The 18,967-nt window shown below is 71.1% G+C and carries 14 protein-coding genes; 6 read left to right on the top strand and 8 right to left on the bottom strand.

The genetic code is table 11. The features are described from left to right. Positions 1-284 precede the first annotated feature (284 nt). Together BLT23_RS11370 and BLT23_RS11375 are read right to left on the bottom strand one after the other, a co-directional pair. The gene (locus BLT23_RS11370; protein WP_090048270.1) at positions 285-1,283 is read right to left on the bottom strand and encodes a HAMP domain-containing sensor histidine kinase; all 999 of its coding nucleotides are present in this window, start codon (positions 1,281-1,283) and stop codon (positions 285-287) included. Then, the gene (locus tag BLT23_RS11375; RefSeq protein WP_090048271.1) at positions 1,280-1,969 is read right to left on the bottom strand and encodes a response regulator transcription factor; all 690 of its coding nucleotides are present in this window, start codon (positions 1,967-1,969) and stop codon (positions 1,280-1,282) included. Before BLT23_RS11375 ends, BLT23_RS11370 begins: the two co-directional genes overlap by 4 nt. Before the next feature lie 84 nt (positions 1,970-2,053). On the opposite strand from BLT23_RS11375, the gene recD2 reads away from it, so the two are divergent. Beyond that, entirely contained in the window at positions 2,054-4,234 is a 2,181-nt protein-coding gene (gene recD2, locus BLT23_RS11380) for an SF1B family DNA helicase RecD2 (RefSeq protein WP_090048273.1), read from the top strand. Here the strand turns inward: recD2 and BLT23_RS11385 are convergent. Next, positions 4,203-4,973 (bottom strand): alpha/beta fold hydrolase, encoded by a 771-nt coding sequence (locus BLT23_RS11385; protein ID WP_176946689.1) that lies wholly within the window; start codon positions 4,971-4,973, stop codon positions 4,203-4,205. The genes recD2 and BLT23_RS11385 overlap by 32 nt on opposite strands. 358 nt (positions 4,974-5,331) lie before the next feature. On the opposite strand from BLT23_RS11385, the gene BLT23_RS11390 reads away from it, so the two are divergent. Next, entirely contained in the window at positions 5,332-6,609 is a 1,278-nt protein-coding gene (locus BLT23_RS11390) for a M14 family zinc carboxypeptidase (protein WP_090048278.1), read from the top strand. Between the two features lie 216 nt (positions 6,610-6,825). Further along, on the top strand, positions 6,826-7,875 hold the full coding sequence (locus BLT23_RS11395) for a serine hydrolase domain-containing protein (protein ID WP_245743895.1): 1,050 nt from the start codon (positions 6,826-6,828) through the stop codon (positions 7,873-7,875). Between the two features lie 66 nt (positions 7,876-7,941). Here the strand turns inward: BLT23_RS11395 and BLT23_RS11400 are convergent, their stop codons facing one another. Beyond that, entirely contained in the window at positions 7,942-9,555 is a 1,614-nt protein-coding gene (locus tag BLT23_RS11400; RefSeq protein ID WP_090048282.1) for a glycosyl hydrolase family 18 protein, read from the bottom strand. Positions 9,556-9,717: 162 nt separating this feature from the next. Further along, positions 9,718-12,111 carry an ATP-binding protein gene (locus BLT23_RS11405; protein ID WP_090048285.1) on the bottom strand — a complete coding sequence of 798 codons (2,394 nt, stop codon included), beginning with the start codon at positions 12,109-12,111 and terminating at the stop codon, positions 9,718-9,720. A 204-nt stretch (positions 12,112-12,315) separates the two neighbouring features. On the opposite strand from BLT23_RS11405, the gene BLT23_RS11410 reads away from it, so the two are divergent. Both BLT23_RS11410 and BLT23_RS11415 read left to right on the top strand, forming a co-directional pair. Further along, a complete protein-coding gene (locus BLT23_RS11410) occupies positions 12,316-13,029 on the top strand; it encodes a response regulator (protein WP_090048287.1) in 714 nt (237 codons plus the stop codon). Between the two features lie 140 nt (positions 13,030-13,169). Beyond that, complete coding sequence (locus BLT23_RS11415; protein ID WP_245743896.1) at positions 13,170-14,030, top strand: DNA-3-methyladenine glycosylase family protein; 861 nt, start codon at positions 13,170-13,172, stop codon at positions 14,028-14,030. Here the strand turns inward: BLT23_RS11415 and BLT23_RS11420 are convergent. Then, positions 13,936-14,901 carry a serine/threonine-protein kinase gene (locus BLT23_RS11420; protein WP_090048291.1) on the bottom strand — a complete coding sequence of 322 codons (966 nt, stop codon included), beginning with the start codon at positions 14,899-14,901 and terminating at the stop codon, positions 13,936-13,938. The two genes, BLT23_RS11415 and BLT23_RS11420, sit on opposite strands and share 95 nt — an antisense overlap. Before the next feature lie 61 nt (positions 14,902-14,962). Beyond that, positions 14,963-16,345 (bottom strand): N-6 DNA methylase, encoded by a 1,383-nt coding sequence (locus tag BLT23_RS11425; protein ID WP_090048597.1) that lies wholly within the window; start codon positions 16,343-16,345, stop codon positions 14,963-14,965. A gap of 52 nt (positions 16,346-16,397) precedes the next feature. Between BLT23_RS11425 and BLT23_RS11430 the strand changes: the two genes are divergently transcribed. Then, complete coding sequence (locus BLT23_RS11430) at positions 16,398-17,099, top strand: PP2C family protein-serine/threonine phosphatase (protein WP_090048292.1); 702 nt, start codon at positions 16,398-16,400, stop codon at positions 17,097-17,099. A 45-nt stretch (positions 17,100-17,144) separates the two neighbouring features. Here BLT23_RS11430 and BLT23_RS11435 read toward each other — a convergent pair whose 3' ends face one another. Beyond that, positions 17,145-18,917 (bottom strand): alpha/beta hydrolase, encoded by a 1,773-nt coding sequence (locus BLT23_RS11435; RefSeq protein ID WP_245743897.1) that lies wholly within the window; start codon positions 18,915-18,917, stop codon positions 17,145-17,147. Between the last annotated feature and the right edge of the window lie 50 nt (positions 18,918-18,967).

Genomic DNA, 18,967 nt, shown 5'->3' on the forward strand with positions numbered 1-18,967 from the left:
CGGCAGGCCGGTACCCCACCTTCCGGAGGTGCCGGTACCGCCGAACCCTCCGGCCACCCGAGTCCGGCGTCGAGCCCGAGTCAGCCGAGCCGGGCCCGGAACCCGTCGAGCCGGAACCCGCCGAGCCGGAACCCGCCGAGCCGGGCCCGGAGCCCGTCAAGCCAGCCCCGGAGTCGGGCGTGGAGCCAGGTCCTGAGTCAGTCATGTCATCTCCCAAGCCCGGAAACGGGCGCGCGTCACCGGCGCACCGGCCGAGCCGGTGCGCATGAAGAACCAAGCGGAGGTCAGCGGGGCAAGGTCACCCGGATGCACGACCCGGGGTCCACGACGGCGATGGTGCCGCCGTGCAGGTCCACCACCCAGCGGGCGATGGCGAGGCCGAGGCCGGTTCCGCCGCCGCCCGCCCGTTCCCCGCGGGTGAACCTCTCGAAGATCCGGGACCTGTCCTCCGGGGCGATGCCCGGTCCCTGGTCGCGGACCTCCAGCACCACCGACGCGGCGGTGGCGGACCCGGTCACGGACACCAACCCCCCGGTGGGTCCGTGCCGGGCCGCGTTGTCGACCAGGTTGACCAGCACCTGGTGCAGCCGTTCGCCGTCGGCGAAGACGGTCAGGTCGTCCGGCACGTCGATGGAGAACGACGCGGTGGGCGCGGCGACGGCCGCTTCGGCCACCACGTCGGCCACCAGGGACGAGACGGACAGGGTCTCGCGGTTCAGGGACAGGACCCCGGCGTCGATCTTCGACAGGTCGAGCAGCTCGGTCACGAGCCTGCCCAGGCGTTCGGTCTGGGCGAGCGCGGTCCTCATCGTGGCGGCGTCGGCCTGAGCCACGCCGTCGACGACGTTCTCCAGCACGGCCTGCAGTGCCGAGATGGGGGTGCGCAGCTCGTGCGAGACGTTCGCGATCAGCTCGCGGCGCTGGCGGTCGGCGGCGGCCAGGTCGGACGCCATGACGGTGAACGCCTCGGCGAGCTGGCCCACCTCGTCCGACGACGTGGCCCGGACGGTGCGGGAGTAGTCGCCGGAGGCCATCGAGCGGGCCGCCGACGTCATCTCGCGCAGCGGCGAGGTCATGCCGTGCGCGAGCAGCTGTGACGTCAGCAGGCCCAGGACCAGCGCGATCAGCGTCGTCCTGGGTGGCAGCCAGCCCGTCACGTAGCGGAAGTACGCGAACGACACGCACCCCGACACCACGATCACGATGCCGAGCTTGAGCTTGATCGACCGCACCGAGTCCAGCGGACGCGGCAGCAGGTCGAGCAGCTCCAGGACCCGTTTCACGGCGTTGCCTTCTGCTGGGGAACCTCCAGCGCGTAGCCCACGCCGTGCACGGTCCTGATCAGGTCGGCGCCGAGCTTGCGCCGCAGCGCCTTCACGTGGCTGTCGACGGTCCGCGACGACGCGCCCTCGTGCCACCCGCACGCCTCCGCGAGCAGGCGCTCCCGTGCCTGCACGGCGGAGGGGCGTTCGGCGAGGAACACGAGCAGGTCGTACTCGGTGGGCGTGAGGTGCGCCTCGACGCCCGCCCTGCGCACCCGGCGGGCGGCCAGGTCGATGACCAGGTCGCCCAGCTCCAGCGACTGCGACGACACCGCCCGCGAGACGCGGCGCAGCAGCACGTGGACGCGTGCGGCCAGCTCGCGCATCGAGAACGGCTTGGTCAGGTAGTCGTCGGCGCCCACGGCGAGGCCGACCAGCAGGTCTGTCTCGTCGCCCCGCGCGGTCAGCATCAGCACCGGGACGGAGCGCGACGCCTGGATGCGCCGGCACACCTCCAGGCCGTCGAAGCCCGGCAGCATCACGTCCAGGACCACCAGGTCGGGCAGGAACGACGCGGCCTGCGCCACCCCCGACGGCCCGTCGTGGGCCACCGCCACCACGAACCCCTCGGCGCGCAGCCGCGCGGCCACGGACTCGGCGATCGTGATGTCGTCCTCCACGACGAGCACCCGGCGCTGACCTGTCATGCCGGCGACTTTATGACCATGTCGTGGAGGACGCCGGGACATGTTGTGAAGATCGTGTGCAGAAGCTCGATGTAGGTTCGCAGGATGAACGTCCTCGAAGCGGTCCTGGAGAGGATCACCTACGCCAACGAGGACAACGGCTACACCGTCGCCAAGGTCGACACCGGCCGCGGTGACCTGGTCACGGTCGTCGGCGCGCTGCTCGGCGCGCAGCCGGGCGAGTCGATCCGGATGCGCGGCCACTGGGGTTCGCACCCGCAGTACGGCAAGCAGTTCCACGTCGACGACTACACGACGGTGCTGCCCGCGACGATCCAGGGCATCCGCCGCTACCTGGGCTCCGGCCTGATCAAGGGCATCGGCCCGGTGCTCGCCGACAAGATCGTCACCCACTTCGGCGTGGACGCGCTGGACGTCATCGAGAACAGCCCCGAGCGGCTCGTCGAGGTGCCGAAGCTCGGCCCCAAGCGCACCAAGCTCATCGCGGACGCCTGGGAGGAGCAGAAGGCCATCAAGGAGGTCATGGTCTTCCTCCAGGGCGTCGGCGTCTCCACGTCACTGGCCGTCCGCATCTACAAGCAGTACACGGACAAGGCCATCGACGTCGTGCGCGAGGAGCCCTACCGGCTGGCGAGCGACGTGTGGGGCATCGGGTTCAAGACCGCCGACGTGATCGCGAAGGCCGTCGGCATCCCGCACGACAGCCCGCAGCGGGTCAAGGCCGGGTTGCAGTTCACGCTCTCCGAGGCCACCACGGACGGCAACTGCTACCTGCCCGAGCAGGCGCTCATCGCGGAGGCGATCAAGATCCTCCAGGTGGACGCGGGCCTGGTCATCGACTGCCTCGCCGAACTGGTCGAGGAGGAGGGCGTCGTCCGCGAGGAGCTTCCGGACGACGAGATCGCGATCTACCTGGTGCCGTTCCACCGCGCGGAGATCTCGCTGGCCGCGCAGCTCAAACGGCTGCTGCACGCCGACACCGACCGGATGCCGAGCTTCCAGGGCGTCGACTGGGACAAGGCGTTCGCCTGGCTCGGCGCCGGCCTCGAAGAGCACCAGGCGGAGGCGGTGAAGCTCGCGCTGACGAAGAAGGTCGCGGTGCTGACGGGCGGTCCCGGCTGCGGCAAGAGCTTCACCGTGCGGTCGATCGTCCGGCTGGCGCAGGCCAAGCGCGCCAAGATCGTGCTGGCCGCGCCCACCGGCCGGGCGGCGAAGCGCCTCACCGAGCTGACCGGCCACGAGGCCCGCACCGTGCACCGCCTGCTGGAGCTCAAGCCCGGCGGCGACGCGGCGTTCGACAGGGACCACCCGCTCGACGCCGACCTGGTGGTCGTGGACGAGGCGTCGATGCTGGACCTGCTGCTCGCCAACAAGCTCGTGAAGGCCGTGCCACCCGGCGCGCACCTGCTGCTCGTCGGTGACGTCGACCAGCTGCCCAGCGTCGGCGCGGGCGAGGTGCTGCGGGACGTGCTGGCGCAGGGCAGCCCGGTCCCGAACGTCCGGCTCACGCACATCTTCCGCCAGGCCCAGGAGTCCGGTGTCGTCACGAACGCCCACCGCATCAACAGCGGCGACTACCCGCTCGTGCAGGGGCTGCCGGACTTCTTCCTGTTCAGCACCGACGAGGCCGAGGAGGCGGCGGCCACGACCGTCGACGTCGTCGCGAACCGCATCCCGCGCAAGTTCGGCCTCGACCCGCGCAAGGACGTCCAGGTGCTCGCGCCGATGCACCGCGGCCCGGCCGGGGCGGGCACGCTCAACACCCTGTTGCAGGAGGCGCTGACGCCGTCGCGGGACAACCTGCCGGAGAAGCGCTTCGGCGGACGGGTGTTCAAGCTCGGCGACAAGGTCACCCAGATCCGCAACAACTACGACAAGGGCAGCAACGGCGTCTTCAACGGCACGCTCGGCGTCGTCATCGCGCTCGACACCGTCGAGCAGAAGCTCACGATCCGCACCGACGAGGACGAAGAGGTCGACTACGAGTTCTCCGAGCTGGACGAGCTCAGCCACGCCTACGCCATGACCATCCACCGCTCGCAGGGCAGCGAGTACCCGTGCGTGGTCATCCCGATCACGACCAGCGCGTGGATGATGTTGCAGCGCAACCTGCTCTACACCGCGGTCACCCGCGCGAAGAAGCTCGTCGTGCTGGTCGGCTCGAAGCGGGCCATCGGCCAGGCCGTCCGGACGGTCGGGGCGGGCCGCAGGCACACGGCGCTCGCCCACCGGCTCAGGACGGCGCAGACGTCAGGAACTCCGTGATCAGAGCCGCCCACGGCGCCGCCGCCTCCAGGGCGATCGCGTGCCCGCAGGCGAGGTCGGCGTACTTCGCGCCGGGCACGAGGTCCGCGACCTGCTCGGCCAGGCCGGGCGTGAGCAGCCGGTCCTCCGTCGCGCCGATCACCAGGGTCGGCCGGTCGACCCGCTCCAGCAGCGGGGCCAGGTCGACCCGCCGGACCAGGTCGACGTGCGAGGCGGTGCCCGGCGCGACGGTCGCCGCCGCCAGCTGGAGGAACGCCTCCAGGTCGGACGGGCGCAGCCGGGCCAGGTACCGCTCGCTGCACATGATCGAGAGGATGAACCGCGCCAGCTCGTCGCGCGACCCGTCGAGCAACGCCAGCCAGCGGTCGACCAGCGTCTTCGTCGTGGCGTCGACCGAGGTGAACGGTGCGCTCAGCACGAGCCCGCGCACCCGGCCGGGGTGGCGGACGGCCGTCGCGACGGCGACCGCGCACCCCATCGAGTACCCGCAGACGTGGAACGACTCGTGCCCGGCCGCCACGGCGATGTCCACGAGCTCGTCGGCGAGCGCGTCGAGGTCGAGCGGGCCGTCGGCCACCGGGGACCGGCCGGAGCCGGGCAGGTCGGGCGCGATGACGGTGAAGTGCCGCGAGAGGGGCACGAGAACGGGGCCGTAGTTGGACCGGATGCTCCCGCCCGCGCCGTGCACGAGCAGCAGAGCGGGTCCCGCGCCCGTGACCACGCTGGTCAGGTCGTACACGACACCTCGGGTTTCGTCAGTCCAGGCTGCGGACGATGGTCGGTTCCAGGCCCTCGTCGTCGTCGGAGGGGGAGCCGCGCCACGGCGGGGGAATCTCGACGACACCGGCGTTGTACAGGTGGTCCATGACGTGATCTCCCGATCCTTCCCGAATGGCGGCTGTGGGGGAACCTCACTGTCCGTCGAGTCGGTTTCGGCTTCCTTGCACAATAACCGCTGCGGTGCAGGGTGAGATGATATTGATTTTCGTCACACCGCGACAAGAGGGCGTGGTCACGTCCCACTAATCGGACGGTATTCATCCGGTCGGTCGAACCCGGATGGCGGGACCCGCCGGCACCCCTGATCATCGTCGACCATGCGTTCCGCCGTCGCACTGCTCGCCTGTCTCGCCCTCCTGCTCAGCCCGGTCCCGGCTCCGGCGGGAGGCCAGGAGGAGACGTACGTGCTGCGGGTCCCCGCGCCTCTCGGCGACTCCGCGCAGCGGTTGCTGGGGCTGGGCTACGACGTGCTGGAGCAGCGCGACGGCGACGACCTGTTCGTCCTCGGTGACCGGACGACCGAGGACCGGCTGCGCGGCGACGGCTACCGGTCCGCGGTGGAGTCGGTGCTGCCCCCGCCCCGCCGGGAACCGCGCGCTCTCGCCGACCAGACGTACTACGGCGGCTACCGCACGATCACCGCGCAGCTCGCGCACCTGGACCAGGTCGCGGCTGCCCACCCGGACCTCGCCACCGTCGTCGACTACGGCGACTCCTGGCTCAAGACCCGGGGCAAGGGCGGGTACGACCTGAAGGCCATCTGCATCACGCGGATCGGGCCGGGTGACTGCGAGCTGACGCCCACCGCGCCGAAGCCGCGGCTGTTCGTGATGGGCCAGCTGCACGCGCGGGAGATCACCTCCGGCGACATGGCGTGGCGGTTCGTCGACGACCTGGTCGGCTCGGACCTCACCGCGATGCTCGACGAGGTCGAGGTCTGGGTGGTGCCGATCGCGAACCCCGACGGCGTCGAGATCGTCGAGTCCGGCGGCGACACTCCGGTCCTGCACCGCAAGAACGCCAACGGCACCTGCACGAGCGGTTCCAAGGGCGTCGACCTCAACCGCAACGCCGGCTCGCACTGGGGCGAGGTCGGTTCGTCGGCGGACAGGTGCAGTGAGATCTACCGGGGCGTGCGGGCCGACTCCGAGGTGGAGGTGCGCGCGCTGGAGTCGTTGTGGCGCAAGCTCTACCGCGACACCCGTGCGCCCGGCGACACGGCGGCGGCCACTCCCGACACCACCGGCGTGGTGATCTCCATGCACAGCTACGGGAACTACGTGCTCTTCCCGTGGGGCTGGAGCACCCGGAAGACGGGCAACGACGCCGCGCTGCGCCGGATGGCCGAGGACATGGCCGCGGTCTCGGGGTTCCGCGCGGGACAACCGGGTGAGCTGCTCTACAACTCCTCCGGTGCCACCGACGACTGGGTGTACGAGGACCTCGGCGTGCCGAGCTTCGTGTGGGAGATCGGTGCCGAGTCCGGCAGGTGCGGCGGCTTCGTCCCGCCGTTCTCCTGCCAGCAGGACGTGCATTGGCCGAAAGTGCGGCCGATGCTCGTTTCGGCCATGAAGGCGACAAAGAATCCGTACTGACGCGTTGGGGTGGCGTCGGGACGAGATCGCCGGCCACCGCCACCACGTTCGCGTTGTTCTTCACCGGGGTCGACGGCGTTCGGGGAGATCTCTGCTGACATACCAGGGAAAACCCTGAGACGGGGTGAGACCGGAGTCTGATGCGGGCAGAGAACCCGTACGGCCAAGGTGGGGGACATGGGGATACGACTGGTAGCAACGGTTACCGCAACCAGCTTGCTGGCACTCACGACCGCGGGCGTCGCCACGGCGGACACGACCGTCGACCGCGGAGTGGTCCAGGAGGCGCTCGACGAGGTCACGCGGAGCGGGGGAGTGCTCGGCGTGCAGGCGCGCGTCACGGACGGGCGGCGGCAGCACACCGCCCGCTCCGGCAAGGCCGAGCTGGACAGCGAGCGGCCGGTGCCGCTCGACGGCAGGTTCCGGGTCGGCAGCATCACGAAGACGTTCGTCTCGACGGTCCTGTTGCAGCTCGCCGGGGAGGGCAAGGTCGACCTGGACGCACCGGTCGTCCGATACCTGCCGGGGCTGGTCGACGAACGCATCACGGTCCGCCAGGTGTTGCAGCACACCAGCGGCCTGTACAGCTACACCAACGACCTGCCGGTCAACCCGGACGAGTTCGAGGAGGTCCGCTACAAGCACTGGTCGCCGCAGGAGCTCCTGGCGATCGCCACGGCGAAGCCGCTCGACTTCGAGCCGGGCACGAGCTGGAACTACAGCAACACCAACTACGTCGTGGCCGGCCTGCTGGTCGAGAAGCTGACCGGCAAGCCGTACGAGAAGGCGGTCGAGCAGCGGATCATCAAGCCGTTGCGCCTGCACGACACCGAGGTGCCGGGTGACAGCCCGAACATCAAGGGCCCGCACGCGCACGGCTACTGGACGGTGAACGGCAAGCCGTCCGACATCACCCGGCTCAACCCGTCCGTCGCCTGGGCGGCCGGGGAGATGATCTCGACGACCCGCGACCTGGACACGTTCGTCGTCGCGCTGACGAGCGGCAAGCTGCTCAAGCCCGCGCAGCAGCGGGAGCTGACGAAGACCACCGAGGTCAGCCCGGACTACGGGCTGGGCCTGGTCGTGCAGACGTTGCCGTGCGGCACGAAGGTGTACGGCCACAGCGGTGGCATCCCCGGCTACAACACGGAGATGATCTCGACGCCGGACACGAAGAAGCGGCTGGAGCTCTCGGCGACCAGCTCGCCCCAGCCTGGCAACCCGCGTGAGCCGCTGAACAGGCTGCTGACCGCCGTGTTCTGCTGATCCGGGCATGCGAAAGGGGAGCTGGGCTGACCAGCTCCCCTCCCGGCGTTGCGAAGACTCCCAGGGCTAGCCGAGGGCGTTCTTCATCGCGGTGATCAACTCTCCGTTCGCGGTGTCACCCGTCAGCTCCCAGAAGAACGCTCCACCCAGGCCCTGGCTGCGAGCCCACTGGATCTTGCTGGTGATCGTCTGGGGGGTGTCGTAGCTCCACCACTGGCCGTTGCAGAACGCGTAGGCGGTGCCGGCGACCGTGCCGGTGGCGGGGCACTTCGTCTTGAGGACCTTGTAGTCCTCGATGCCCTGCTCGAACGTGCCGGGAGCCGGGCCGGTCGCGGTGCCGCCGGGCGCCGCCTGGGTCACGCCCTGCCAGCCGCGGCCGTAGAAGCCGATGCCGAGCAGGAGCTTGCTGGCCGGGACGCCCTTGGCGCGCAGCTTCGAGATCGCGGCCTCGGAGTTGAAGCCGGCGGCCGGGATGCCCGTGTACGACGTGAGCGGGGAGTGCGGGGCCGTCGGGCCCTGCGCCGACCACGCGCCGAAGTAGTCGTACGTCATGACGTTGTACCAGTCGAGGTACTGCGCCGCGGGGCCGTAGTCGGCCGCGTCGATCTTGCCGCCGGCCGAGCCGTCGGCGGTGATCGCCGAGGTGACCAGGTAGTTCGGGCCGAAGCGGGCGCGCAGCGCCTGCATCAGGTTCTTGTACGCCGCCGGGCCGCTCGTGTCGCAGGAGAGACCACAGGCGTTCGGGTACTCCCAGTCGATGTCGATGCCGTCGAACAGGTTCGCCCAGCGCGGGTCCTCGAGCAGCTTGTAGCAGGACTCGGCGAACGCCGCCGGGTTCTGCGCGGCCTGGCCGAAGCCGCCGGACCAGGTCCAGCCGCCGAACGAGTACAGGACCTTGAGGTGCGGGTACTTCTTCTTCAGCTTCATCAGCTGGTTGAAGTTGCCGCGCACCGGCTGGTCCCACGTGTCGGCGACGCCGTCGACGCTCTCGGCCGCCGTCATGGCCTTGTCGATGGCCGGGAACGTCTCACCGATGGTGCACTGGCCGTTGGTCACGTTGCCGAACGCGTAGTTGATGTGCGTCAGCTTGCTCGCCGAGCCCGAGGTGTCGATGTTCTTCACCTGGTAGTTGCGAGCCGGGTAGACGCCCCACTCCGCGAAGTAGCCCAGGTTGATCTTCCCGGGAGGCGGCGGCGGACCGGTCGTGGTCGTCGTCGTGGTGGTCGTGGTGGTGGTCGTCGTGGTCGTGGTCGTGGTGGTCGGGTTCGTCCCGCCCGCGTCACACGACGCACCGTTGAGCTTGCAGTTGGTCGGAGCGCCGAACGTGCCGCTGTACGCGCCGTTGAAGCCGAAGCTCACCGACCCGCCGACACCGACGCTGCCGTTCCAGGTGTTCTTGACCGTGACGGTCTGGCCGTTCGTCGTGTAGGAGCCGTCCCACAACGACGTGACGCGGTGGTTGGCGGGGAGCGTGAACTCCACGGTCCACGACGTCAGGGCCGTCGCGGAGTTGTTCGTGATCGTGTACTTGCCTTCGAAGCCCGTTCCCCAGTCCGAACCCTTGGAGAACGTGGCGGAAACGCCACCGGCACCGCTCGCGGCGGGCACGACGACGATTCCGAGGACCATCGCGGCGACTGCCGCGAAGAGAGCAGCGAGATGCCATCGGAACTTGGACATCGGTCTCCTCAGTCGCAGGGGGTACCGGAACGATGTGGTTTAGACCACTTACCGGTCAAGGTCTAGACCTCTTGCATCACTCGAACGGAGCAACCGAAACCGGTATCGAAGTTTCCTTTTTTCGTTCCGTGCCAAAGCGACACGTCCCCTGGACAGCGGGGATCAGCCGATGGCGCGCTCCGCGCCCCAGGCCGCGAGGTCCTCCCGGCTGCGCAGTCCGAGCTTCTCCCGCAGCCGCTGCAACCGCGCCGCCACGGTCCGCACCGAGACGCCCAGGCGGTTGGCGATCTGCTGGTTCGTCAGCCCCGAGGCGATCAGGGCGATCACCCGCCGCTCGCCGTCGTCCAGCGCCTCACCGGCGGCCGTGCGGTCCAGCCACACGTCGTCCTGGATGAACGCCTCGGTCTCGGCGGCCGTCAGCGGCGTGGAGGCGGCGTCCGCGCACGCGGCGGGCAGCATCAGCCGCGCGGTGCGCATCGCCCCGGCGACCTTCCCCGCCCAGAACGGGTCGGGCACGACCCCGACGGAACGCCGCAGGGCCCGCCCCGTCGCTTCGAGCCGCAACGCCCGCTCGGCCCGGCCGCGGGTCAGCGCGACGACCGCCAGCCCCTCCAGCGCGTCCGGTGCGGTCAGCGGGTTGATCCCGTCCATCCGCAACGCCTCGCGGAAGGCGTGCTCGGCCTCCTCCAGCTCGCCGCGCACCAGCGCGACGACGCCCCGCGTGTTCAGGGCGGAGGCGATCCGGGCGGGCATGCCCGAGGCGCGCGAGATCGGCAACGCCTTCATGACGTTGCTCTGCGCGCGGTCGTGCCTGCCCAGCGACACCGACGTGCGGGCCAGGTCCACCAGGCACTTCGCCCGCGCCAGCGGCTCGCCCAGCAGTTCGGCGACCCGCAGGCACTCGGTGTTGTTCCTGACCGACGCCTCCCACTCGCCCGACGACTGCTGCACCGCCGCCAGCGTGCTGCGCGAGCTCATCAGCAGGGCGGGCAGGCCGAGCGCGCGGACCAGCCCGGCCGCCTCCGCGGACAGCTCGGCGGCCTCGGCGTGGTCGCCCTGCTCGGCGGCGAACCGGGCCGCGTGGTTCAGCGCCACGCACCGGTAGTCGTCACGGGTGGACGGCCGCCGCAGCGCGTCGCGCAGCATCACCCGCGCCTGCCCGAGCCGCCCGCTGCGCGCCGCGCAGTCGGCGAGGGCCGTGGTGAGCAGCAACAGCCGCTCGTCCGACCGGCCCGCCGCCCACTCGACGGTGCCGAGCAGGCTGTCGACGTGGTCGTCCAGCTTGCGCTGCACCTCCGCGGGCACCGACAGGGGAGCGGTGACGAGCACGTCCGCCAGGTCGGTGAACCAGCGCGCCAGCGCCTCGTAGGCGACGTCCAGCTCTCCCGCGGCCACCAGCTTCTCCCTGGCGTGCAGCCGGACCGTCTCCAGCTGCCGGAACCGGGTCGCGCCCGCGACGGCCGTCAGCAGCGACTTCGCCTGCAACCGCGACAGCACGTCCAGCACCGGTTCCGCCGACCGTTCCGACGAGCAGACCTCGGTGGCCGCCGCCAGGTCGAAGCCGCCGTCGAACACCGAGAGCCGCCGCAGCGCGAACTGCTCGTCCGGCGCGAGCAGCCGGTAGCCCCAGTCGATCGCCTCCCGCAGCGACCGCTGCCGGGACGGCGACTTCCGGCAGCCCCGCGTCAGCAGCTCCAGCGGCTCGTCCACGCGGTCGCAGATGTCCGCGACGGGCAGCAGCTGCACCCAGCGCGCCGCCAGTTCGATCGCGAGCGGCATGCCCTCCAGCCGCGCGCACAGCAGCGCCACCGCGGCGGTGTCGCCCGGTGTCAGCCGGAAGTCGGGCTTGCGCTCCCGCGCCCGTTCCACGAACAGCTTGACCGCCTCCGACCGCGGCGCCGCCGTCGTGACCAGGTCCCGGTCCGTGGAGGGCACGGGCAGGCCGCCGACGGGGAAGCTCACCTCGCCGGTGATCCACAGGGCCTCGCGCGAGGTGGCCAGCACCCGGACGCCGGGACAGCGGTTGAGCAGCACGTCGGTCAGCTCGGCGCACGCGTCGAGCAGGTGCTCGCAGTTGTCGAGGACCACGACCGCCCGCATGTTGACGAGCGTCTCGACCACGGTGTCGCGCAACGGTTCGTCGGGCTGCGCGACCACGCCGAGAGCGCTCGCCAGCGCGGGCAGGACGTCACCCGGCTCGTCGATCTCGCCCAGCTCGACGAGCACGACCCGGTCCGTCCGGCCGCGCCGCAACCGCCCGGCGGCCTCCAGCGCGAGCCGCGTCTTGCCCGCGCCCGCACTGCCCACGAGCGTGACGAGCCGATGCCTGCGCAGCAGCTGGTCGAGCTTCGACAGCTCCTGCTGCCGCCCGACGAACGTGTCCCGCGCCGCCGGGAGGTTCGACAGCACCCGCGGGTTCTGCCTGCTCACCGGAGCCGCGACGGTGGCACGGCGGCGGTAGGCGCGCTGCCGGCAGGCGTTGGAGCAGTAGGACCTGCGCTGCTCGGAGACAGGCAGCTCGCCGGCGCACAGCGCGCAACGTCCGGTGCTGGTCATCAGTCCTTCTCCTCCAGCCGTAACGGCAGGGCTCTCCCGGCGTGGTCCGGCGTTCGCGCAGGTCGTGAGGGGTGTGCTCGCGGGTGCGGCGCGTTACGCCGCCGCGTGCGCGAGACGGTTCGCGACCTCGTCGTTATGCCTGCCTTCCGGTGTCCCTCGTTCGGGAAGAAACTGGCGACGGGTCCGGTCTGACAGGGAGCACGCATGACGTTGACACCGAGCACCTCGTGGGCGACTGGGGGTCTGCAGGTGGTGGACGAGCCGCGCACCATCACCGTCGGGGTCGCCGACGACGAGGTCCTGGTCAGGACGGGAGTCCGCGGCGCGCTGGAGCAGTCGGGCGGCATCGCGGTCGTCGGCGAGGCCGGTGACGGCAACGGGGCGGTGGAGCTCGCCCGCCGGCAGCGCCCGCAGGTGCTGCTGATGGACGCCTCGATGCCGGGCATGGAGGGCCTTTCGGCGGTGCGCGTCGTCCGGCGGCACGTGCCGGGAACGCAGGTGATCGTGCTGTGCGGCCCGCAGACCGAGGACATGCTGTTCCCCGCGTTGCGTGCGGGGGCGGCGGGGTTCCTGTTCAAGACCGGCGACGCCGAGGCGCTGCGCAACGCCGTGCGCGCGGTCGCCGCCGGGGAGGCGATGCTCTCGCCGTCCGCGACGCGCGCGTTGATCGACCACTTCACCGGCGCCGACTCGGAACGGCGTGACGCCGCGCGCAACCGCATCAGCCTGCTCACGCGGCGGGAGCAGGAAGTGCTGGTGTACCTGGCACAGGGCATGGCGAACGCGCGCATCGCTCGGCTCATGTACCTCTCGGAGGGGGCGATCAAGGCCCACGTCAGCAGGTTGCTGACCAAGCTCCGGTGCGACAACCGCGTCCAGGCCGCTCTCATCGCACGCGACGCCGCCCTTCCCTGCTGAAAACCTGTTCCCCGCACGGCGCATTGCCAGACTAGCCACGGATTTTCGCGCCGCGTAGCAGGTCACCCGGTTGGCCCCGTCCGATGTGAGGGCGGTTTTCCGCCAGCGTCCCGATGGGAACGGGGGCATGCTGGGTCCTCATGCGCCTGCGTACGTTCACGGAAAGGTTGTCGTTTCAAGCACCTTTGTGCCCCGGCAACCTGTTCGGACACCTCATCGCCACCGCCGTTCCGGGCGTGGAGGAATGGCGCGACGGCGTGTACCGCCGCAGCCTGCGGCTGTCTTTCGGTTGCGGCACAGCGGCTTTGCGGCTCTTCCCGGATCACGTGGCGTGCACGGTGGAGCTGTCCGACGACCGCGATCTGGCCGAGGCGCTGACCCTGTGCCGTTTTCTGCTCGACCTCGACGCGGATCCGGCGGCGGTCGACGGCGCCTTGGCGGCGGACCCGTTGCTGGCCCCTCTGGTCGAAGCCGCGCCGGGACGCCGTGTCCCGCGCACGGTCGACGGCGCGGAGTTCGCCATTCGTGCCGTGCTGGGCCAGCAGGTCTCGACGAAGGCGGCCCGCACGCACGCGGCGCGGCTCGCCACGGCCCACGGCACCCCGGTCGGCGACCTGCTCCTGTTCCCGCTGGAGTTCGACCCGGCCGAGCTCGCCGTGCCCGGGTCGCGCCGCCGCACGATGGCCGCGTTGCTGGACGCGCTGCGGTCCGGTTTGGACCTCTCGCCGGGTGAGGACCGCGCGGCGGCGCGCGCCTGGCTCACGTCGCTGCCCGGCTTCGGCCCGTGGACCGTCGAGACGATCCTGATGAGGGCGCTGGGCGACCAGGACGCGTTCCTGCCGACGGACCTGGGCATCCGCCTGGCGGCCGAGTCCCTGGGCCTTCCGACGACCCCGGCGGCGTTGCTCAGGCGTGCGGAGGCGTGGCGCCCGTACCGTTCCTACGCGGTGCAGCACCTGTGGGCGACCGGCGATCACGAGGTGAACCGGATCCCGGCTTGAGCTGGACGCTCGCGTACATCGCGCCCGTCCAGCCCTCGGGCGACGCGCCGTCGCGCACGAACCCCGGCAGCGGCGGCAGGTCCCGCGCGAACCCGCGCAACGCCTCGAACACCTCGACCGCCGTGGCGGGCCGCTGCGCCGGTTCCTTGGCCAGCAACCCCTGCACGACCGGGTCGAGCGGTCCGTTCACCCGCGGCGGCGGCTCCTTGACGTGCTTGTCGAACACCGCGTACGCCGTCGGCCCGGTGAACAGCTGCTCACCCGTCAGCATCTCGTGCAGCACGCATCCCAGCGCGTACAGGTCGCTGCGTGGCTCGGCGGTCCCGCGCTGGATCTGCTCCGGCGCCATGTACGACGGCGTGCCGAGGATCTGCCCTGCCCTGCTGAACGGCGCCACGTCGCTCTCGCGCAGCAGCGCCAGCCCGAAGTCCAGCACCTTCACCGCGCCGTCCTGGCACAGCATCAGGTTGGTGGGCTTGAGGTCGCGGTGGCAGATGCCGCGTTCGTGCGCCGCCGCCAGCACGGCGGCGGTCTGCGCGGCGATGCCCGCGGCCCAGGGCTGCGGCAGCGGCCCGAACTCGCCGACCAGGTCCGCGACCGTCACGCCGTCGACGAACTGCATGACCTGGAACAGCCGCTGCTCGTAGGTGCCGAAGTCGTACAGGACGGGCACCCCGGGATGCTCCAGCCGGGCGACGATCCTGGCCTCCCGCGCGAACCGCTGCCGCACCTCGTCGTCGCTGCCGGGCAGCCGCAGCAGCTTGACCGCCACGCGCCGGTCCAGCCGCAGGTCCCGGCCCTCGTGCACGGCGCCCATGCCACCCCGCCCCAGCGGCAGGTCGTCGATCTCGTAGCGGTCGGCGATCAGCACCAGGGCAGCCTAAAGCCCGGGGAGGCGGCCGGTGTCCGCGATGGGGGCGGGGCGGTCCTGCTCACACCGGTCCCACCTGTCCGCCGAGCAGCCCGGAGTAGCCCAGCCGCACCAGCTCGGCCGCGTCCCCCAGCCCTTCCTCCAGCGCCCTGAGCTGAGCGAACGCCGCGCCGTAGCGCCGTTGCTCGGCCAGCGGCAGCAGCGGCACCCTCGTCCGCCGGACGTCGAGCCGGGTGGATCCGGTGGGCGTGCGGGAGAACGCCGCCCGCAGCACCCCCTCCAGGAAGCCGGGGTCGAGCCGCTCGGGGTCGATCTCGTAGACGGCGCCCGTGGGCGAGGTGACGGCGTGCGCACCCGGCGCACCCCGCACCAGCTCACCGATCGTCGTGTGCTCCGGCACGTCCTGGCCGCGCAGCGCGGGCAGCGGCGGCAGCGCGAACGTCGGCTGGGCGGCCAGGTACGCCGACACGTCGGTGCCGGACCTGCGCGCGGGGCTCAGGTCCACGTCGTCGTCCAGCAGGTCGAGGACGCGGGTGTTCGGCTCGACCGGTCCGGGAGCGTCCAGCAGGGCGATCCGCTCCGGCACACGGCCCACCGGGTTGCGCAGCAGCCACAGGTCCCTGCCCGGCTGCACGGTCATCACGCCGCGCACGGCACCGGCGCGCAGCAGGTTGCCGCGGATCCGCTTGCCCGGCCTGCGCGACGCCGTGGCGGACGGCAGCAGGACGGCGACCAGGCCGCCCGGCTTGGCCAGCGACAGGCAGTGCTGCAGCCAGGCCAGCTCCGGTTCGCCGCGCGGCGGCAGGCCGTAGGTCCAGCGGGCGTCGCCGACGAGCTCCTCGTGGCCCCACGCGCGGTCGTGCCACGGCGGATCGCACACGACGGCGTCCGCGTGACCGGGAAGCCCGTTGCGGCGCAGCGAGTCGCCGGTGACGATCTCGGCGTCCGGAAGCCGCCGCCGGGCGATCCGCGCGGACACCGGGTCCAGCTCCTGGCCTGACTTGTGACGGCCGCGGGAGGCCCTCAGCAACGAGCCGGTGCCGCACGCGGGGTCGACGACGGTGTCGCCGTCGGTGGTGGCCAGCACGACCTCGACGACCTCGGGCGGAGTGGGGCTGAGCAGGCGGGAGTGCGCCTCCAGGTAGCGGGCGTGCAGGAACTCGAACGTCGCCGCGTCGGCGTCGACCTCGGCCAGCGCCTCGCCCAGCTTCAGGTCGTCGACGGTGCGCAGCCGCGTCCACAGGCGTTCGGCCGGGGAGACCTGGAACGGCTTCCCGTTGCGCCGGAGCCATGACTCGACGTCGCGCAGCAGGTACAACGGACTGGAGGCCGTCCCGCCGACCGGCGACGGGAAGTCCTCGAACCGCCGACGCCAGTTGGACACGGCCGCCCGCCCCACGTCGGCGAGCCTGGCTATGTCGCCGGCGCTGACAGTCTCATCCATGTTCGCCACCGTATTGCTTGTGAACTCACTTCACAACTGATCTACTGGTCACATGACACACGAGCTGCGCATCGCCGTGGCCACCGATCCCGGACTGGTGCGCGAGCACAACGAGGACTCGGTGTACGTCCGCCCCGACCTGCAGGCCGTCGCCGACGGCATGGGCGGCCACGAGCACGGTGAGGTCGCGAGCGCTCTCGCGGTGAACGTGCTCGCGGAGTGGCACGACGACCTCGGGCCCGCGGTGGCCGAGATCGCCCGCAGGCTCGACGCGGAGGCGCCGCAGGGCGCGGGCACCACGCTCACCGCGATGCGCTGGGAGGGCCTGGAGTTCCAGCTCGCGCACATCGGCGACTCCCGCGCGTACCTGCTCAGGGAGGGCGAGCTCCGGCAGATCTCGCACGACCACACGATGGTCCAGGCGCTCGTGGACGCGGGGCGAATGACCCCGGAGGAGGCGCTCGTGCACCCGCGGCGCGCGTACGTGCTGCGGGCGTTGCAGTCCGGCAACTCGCACGACCCGGACCTCACGTGGCACCAGGCGTCGGTGGGCGACCGCTACCTGCTGTGCAGCGACGGGCTCACCGACTACACGGACCTGGACGACGTCCACGACATCCTGCTGTCCACTCAGGACGGCACGGAGGCGGCGTGGCAGCTCGTCGCGCTGGCCAACGGCAACGGCGGCCCGGACAACGTCACGTGCGTCATCGTCGACGTGGCCAGGAAGAAGTGGTGGCAGCGCAAGAGATGAAGACGGCCCCCGGCGCGGTGCACCGGGGGCCGCGTCCGGCGGGTGTTACAGGTTCGCCGGCATGCCCGACTCGTCGGCCGCCGCCGTGGCGGCACCGCTGAGCAGGTCCTTCACGATCTTGTTGGCCTTCTTCACGGCCGGCGTGATCATCTTGATCTTCACCTTGCCGCCTGCCAGCTTGCCGCCGACCTCGAAGGTCTCGGTCTCACCCGGCAGCGGGACCGCCTGGCAGCCGGTGAACTGCTTGCGCGGGGTCGCACCGGTCTGGAAGTAGAACGTGATCGGGTCGTCGACGCAGTCGGTGTTGTACGGGAACAGGCCGTGCGAACCCTCGTTGTCGACGCTGATCATCTTGGCGCCCGGCAGCTTCTCGGCGGTGGCGAGGCCACCCTCGTACGCCGTGGCGGCGTCGAGCTCGGACTGCGCGACGAGCAGCTTCGGGAACGTCTTCTTGTCCGCCTTCGGCATGGAGTTCGTCGCCGGCCAGTACGCGCAGAGCGGCGTGTCCATGAACGGCGCGATGAACGGCGCGTTCACGGTCAGGTCGGCCAGCCAGTAGTTCCAGTAGTGCAGGTTCTGGTTCCACTGGCCGTCCTGGCAGCGGATCGCCTCGAAGGTCGCGTCCCACTCCTCGACCTCGGCAGCGGCGGTCGTGGACTTCACCGCGACGCGCTCCTTCTTGGCGATCGCGGCGAGCGCGTTCTGCTTGCCCTTGGCGATGACCGCCTTGTTCTCGGCGGTGAGACCGGGGTAGGTCAGCATCTTCGAGACGATCTGCTCGACCCGCACGCTGTTGGTGCCGGTCCCGCTGCCCGAGTCGATCACGGCGGCCACGGCCGCGGCGGCCACGTCGTACTGGGTGGTGTCGTACATCGCCGGGATCACGAACCAGGCGACGAAGAGCTGGCCGATGAACTCGCGCGTGCCGCCCGCCTGCTCCCACCTGCGGCGGATCTCCATCGGGTCGGTGCCCTGGGCGAACTCGTCGTCGTGGCGCGCCAGGTACGGCAGCAGCGCCTCCTGGAACTGGCGGTCGCGGGTGCGCGGCTGCAGGTCCCAGGTCTTCTCGAGGGTCGGCTGCGAGGCGTCGACGGCCGAGTCGAGCAGCATCCGGTGGACCTTCGACGGGAACGTCGAGGCGTACCAGGTGCCGAGCCACGTGCCGTAGGAGTAGCCGATGTAGCTGGTCTTCTTCTCCCCGAGCAGGACCCGGATGAAGTCCATGTCGTACGCGGTCTGCTCGGTGGTGATGAACCTCGTCAGCGGGTTCGCGAGGCAGCCGTCGACCTTCGCCTTGTTCAGCACGTGCGCGTCGGTGCTGTTCGGGACGGTGTAGCTGCACATGAGCGGCGTGGAGAGGCCGACACCGCGCGGGTCGAAGCCGATGAAGTCGTACTGGCTCGCGAGCACCGGTGCGCGCAGCGCCATCGCGGCGCCCCACGGCAGGCCGGAGCCGCCGGGACCACCGGGGTTGACCAGGGCGATGCCCTGGCGGCCGGTGCCCTTGTAGGCGGTCTGGGTCTTCGAGACCCGGATGCCGATCGTGTTGCCGTCGGCCGGGTCGTGCCAGTCGCGCGGCACCTGGACGGTGGCGCAGGCGAGGCCCTTGACGGTCTTGAACTGCGCGACGGTCTCCTCGGCGACGCCGGGGAACGTGCACTCCTCCCAGGCGACCTCCTGGGTGGCCAGCGCGCCCGCGAGCGCCCGCGTGTCCGGTTCGGCCGGCGCGGCGGCGTTCGCCGCCGGGGTGAGCACGACGCTGCCCGCGACCAGCACCCCCGCCAGCGCGGCCATGCCGCCTCTGAAGTACTTCCTCACAGGTGGATCCCTTCCTGCCCCCGCACGGCCCGGTGAGGGCCGCGCTTGCA

The sequence above is a fragment of the Lentzea fradiae genome (assembly GCF_900100955.1).
GTDB classification, from domain to species: Bacteria; Actinomycetota; Actinomycetes; order Mycobacteriales; family Pseudonocardiaceae; genus Lentzea; species Lentzea fradiae.

Coding starts and splice junctions, on each gene's coding strand:
- BLT23_RS11375 (WP_090048271.1), bottom strand. CDS start 1,969: ATGACAGGTCAGCGCCGGGTGCTCGTCGTGGAGGACGACATCACGATC.
- recD2 (WP_090048273.1), top strand. CDS start 2,054: ATGAACGTCCTCGAAGCGGTCCTGGAGAGGATCACCTACGCCAACGAG.
- BLT23_RS11390 (WP_090048278.1), top strand. CDS start 5,332: ATGCGTTCCGCCGTCGCACTGCTCGCCTGTCTCGCCCTCCTGCTCAGC.
- BLT23_RS11400 (WP_090048282.1), bottom strand. CDS start 9,555: ATGTCCAAGTTCCGATGGCATCTCGCTGCTCTCTTCGCGGCAGTCGCC.
- BLT23_RS11405 (WP_090048285.1), bottom strand. CDS start 12,111: ATGACCAGCACCGGACGTTGCGCGCTGTGCGCCGGCGAGCTGCCTGTC.
- BLT23_RS11410 (WP_090048287.1), top strand. CDS start 12,316: ATGACGTTGACACCGAGCACCTCGTGGGCGACTGGGGGTCTGCAGGTG.
- BLT23_RS11415 (WP_245743896.1), top strand. CDS start 13,170: ATGCGCCTGCGTACGTTCACGGAAAGGTTGTCGTTTCAAGCACCTTTG.
- BLT23_RS11425 (WP_090048597.1), bottom strand. CDS start 16,345: ATGGATGAGACTGTCAGCGCCGGCGACATAGCCAGGCTCGCCGACGTG.
- BLT23_RS11430 (WP_090048292.1), top strand. CDS start 16,398: ATGACACACGAGCTGCGCATCGCCGTGGCCACCGATCCCGGACTGGTG.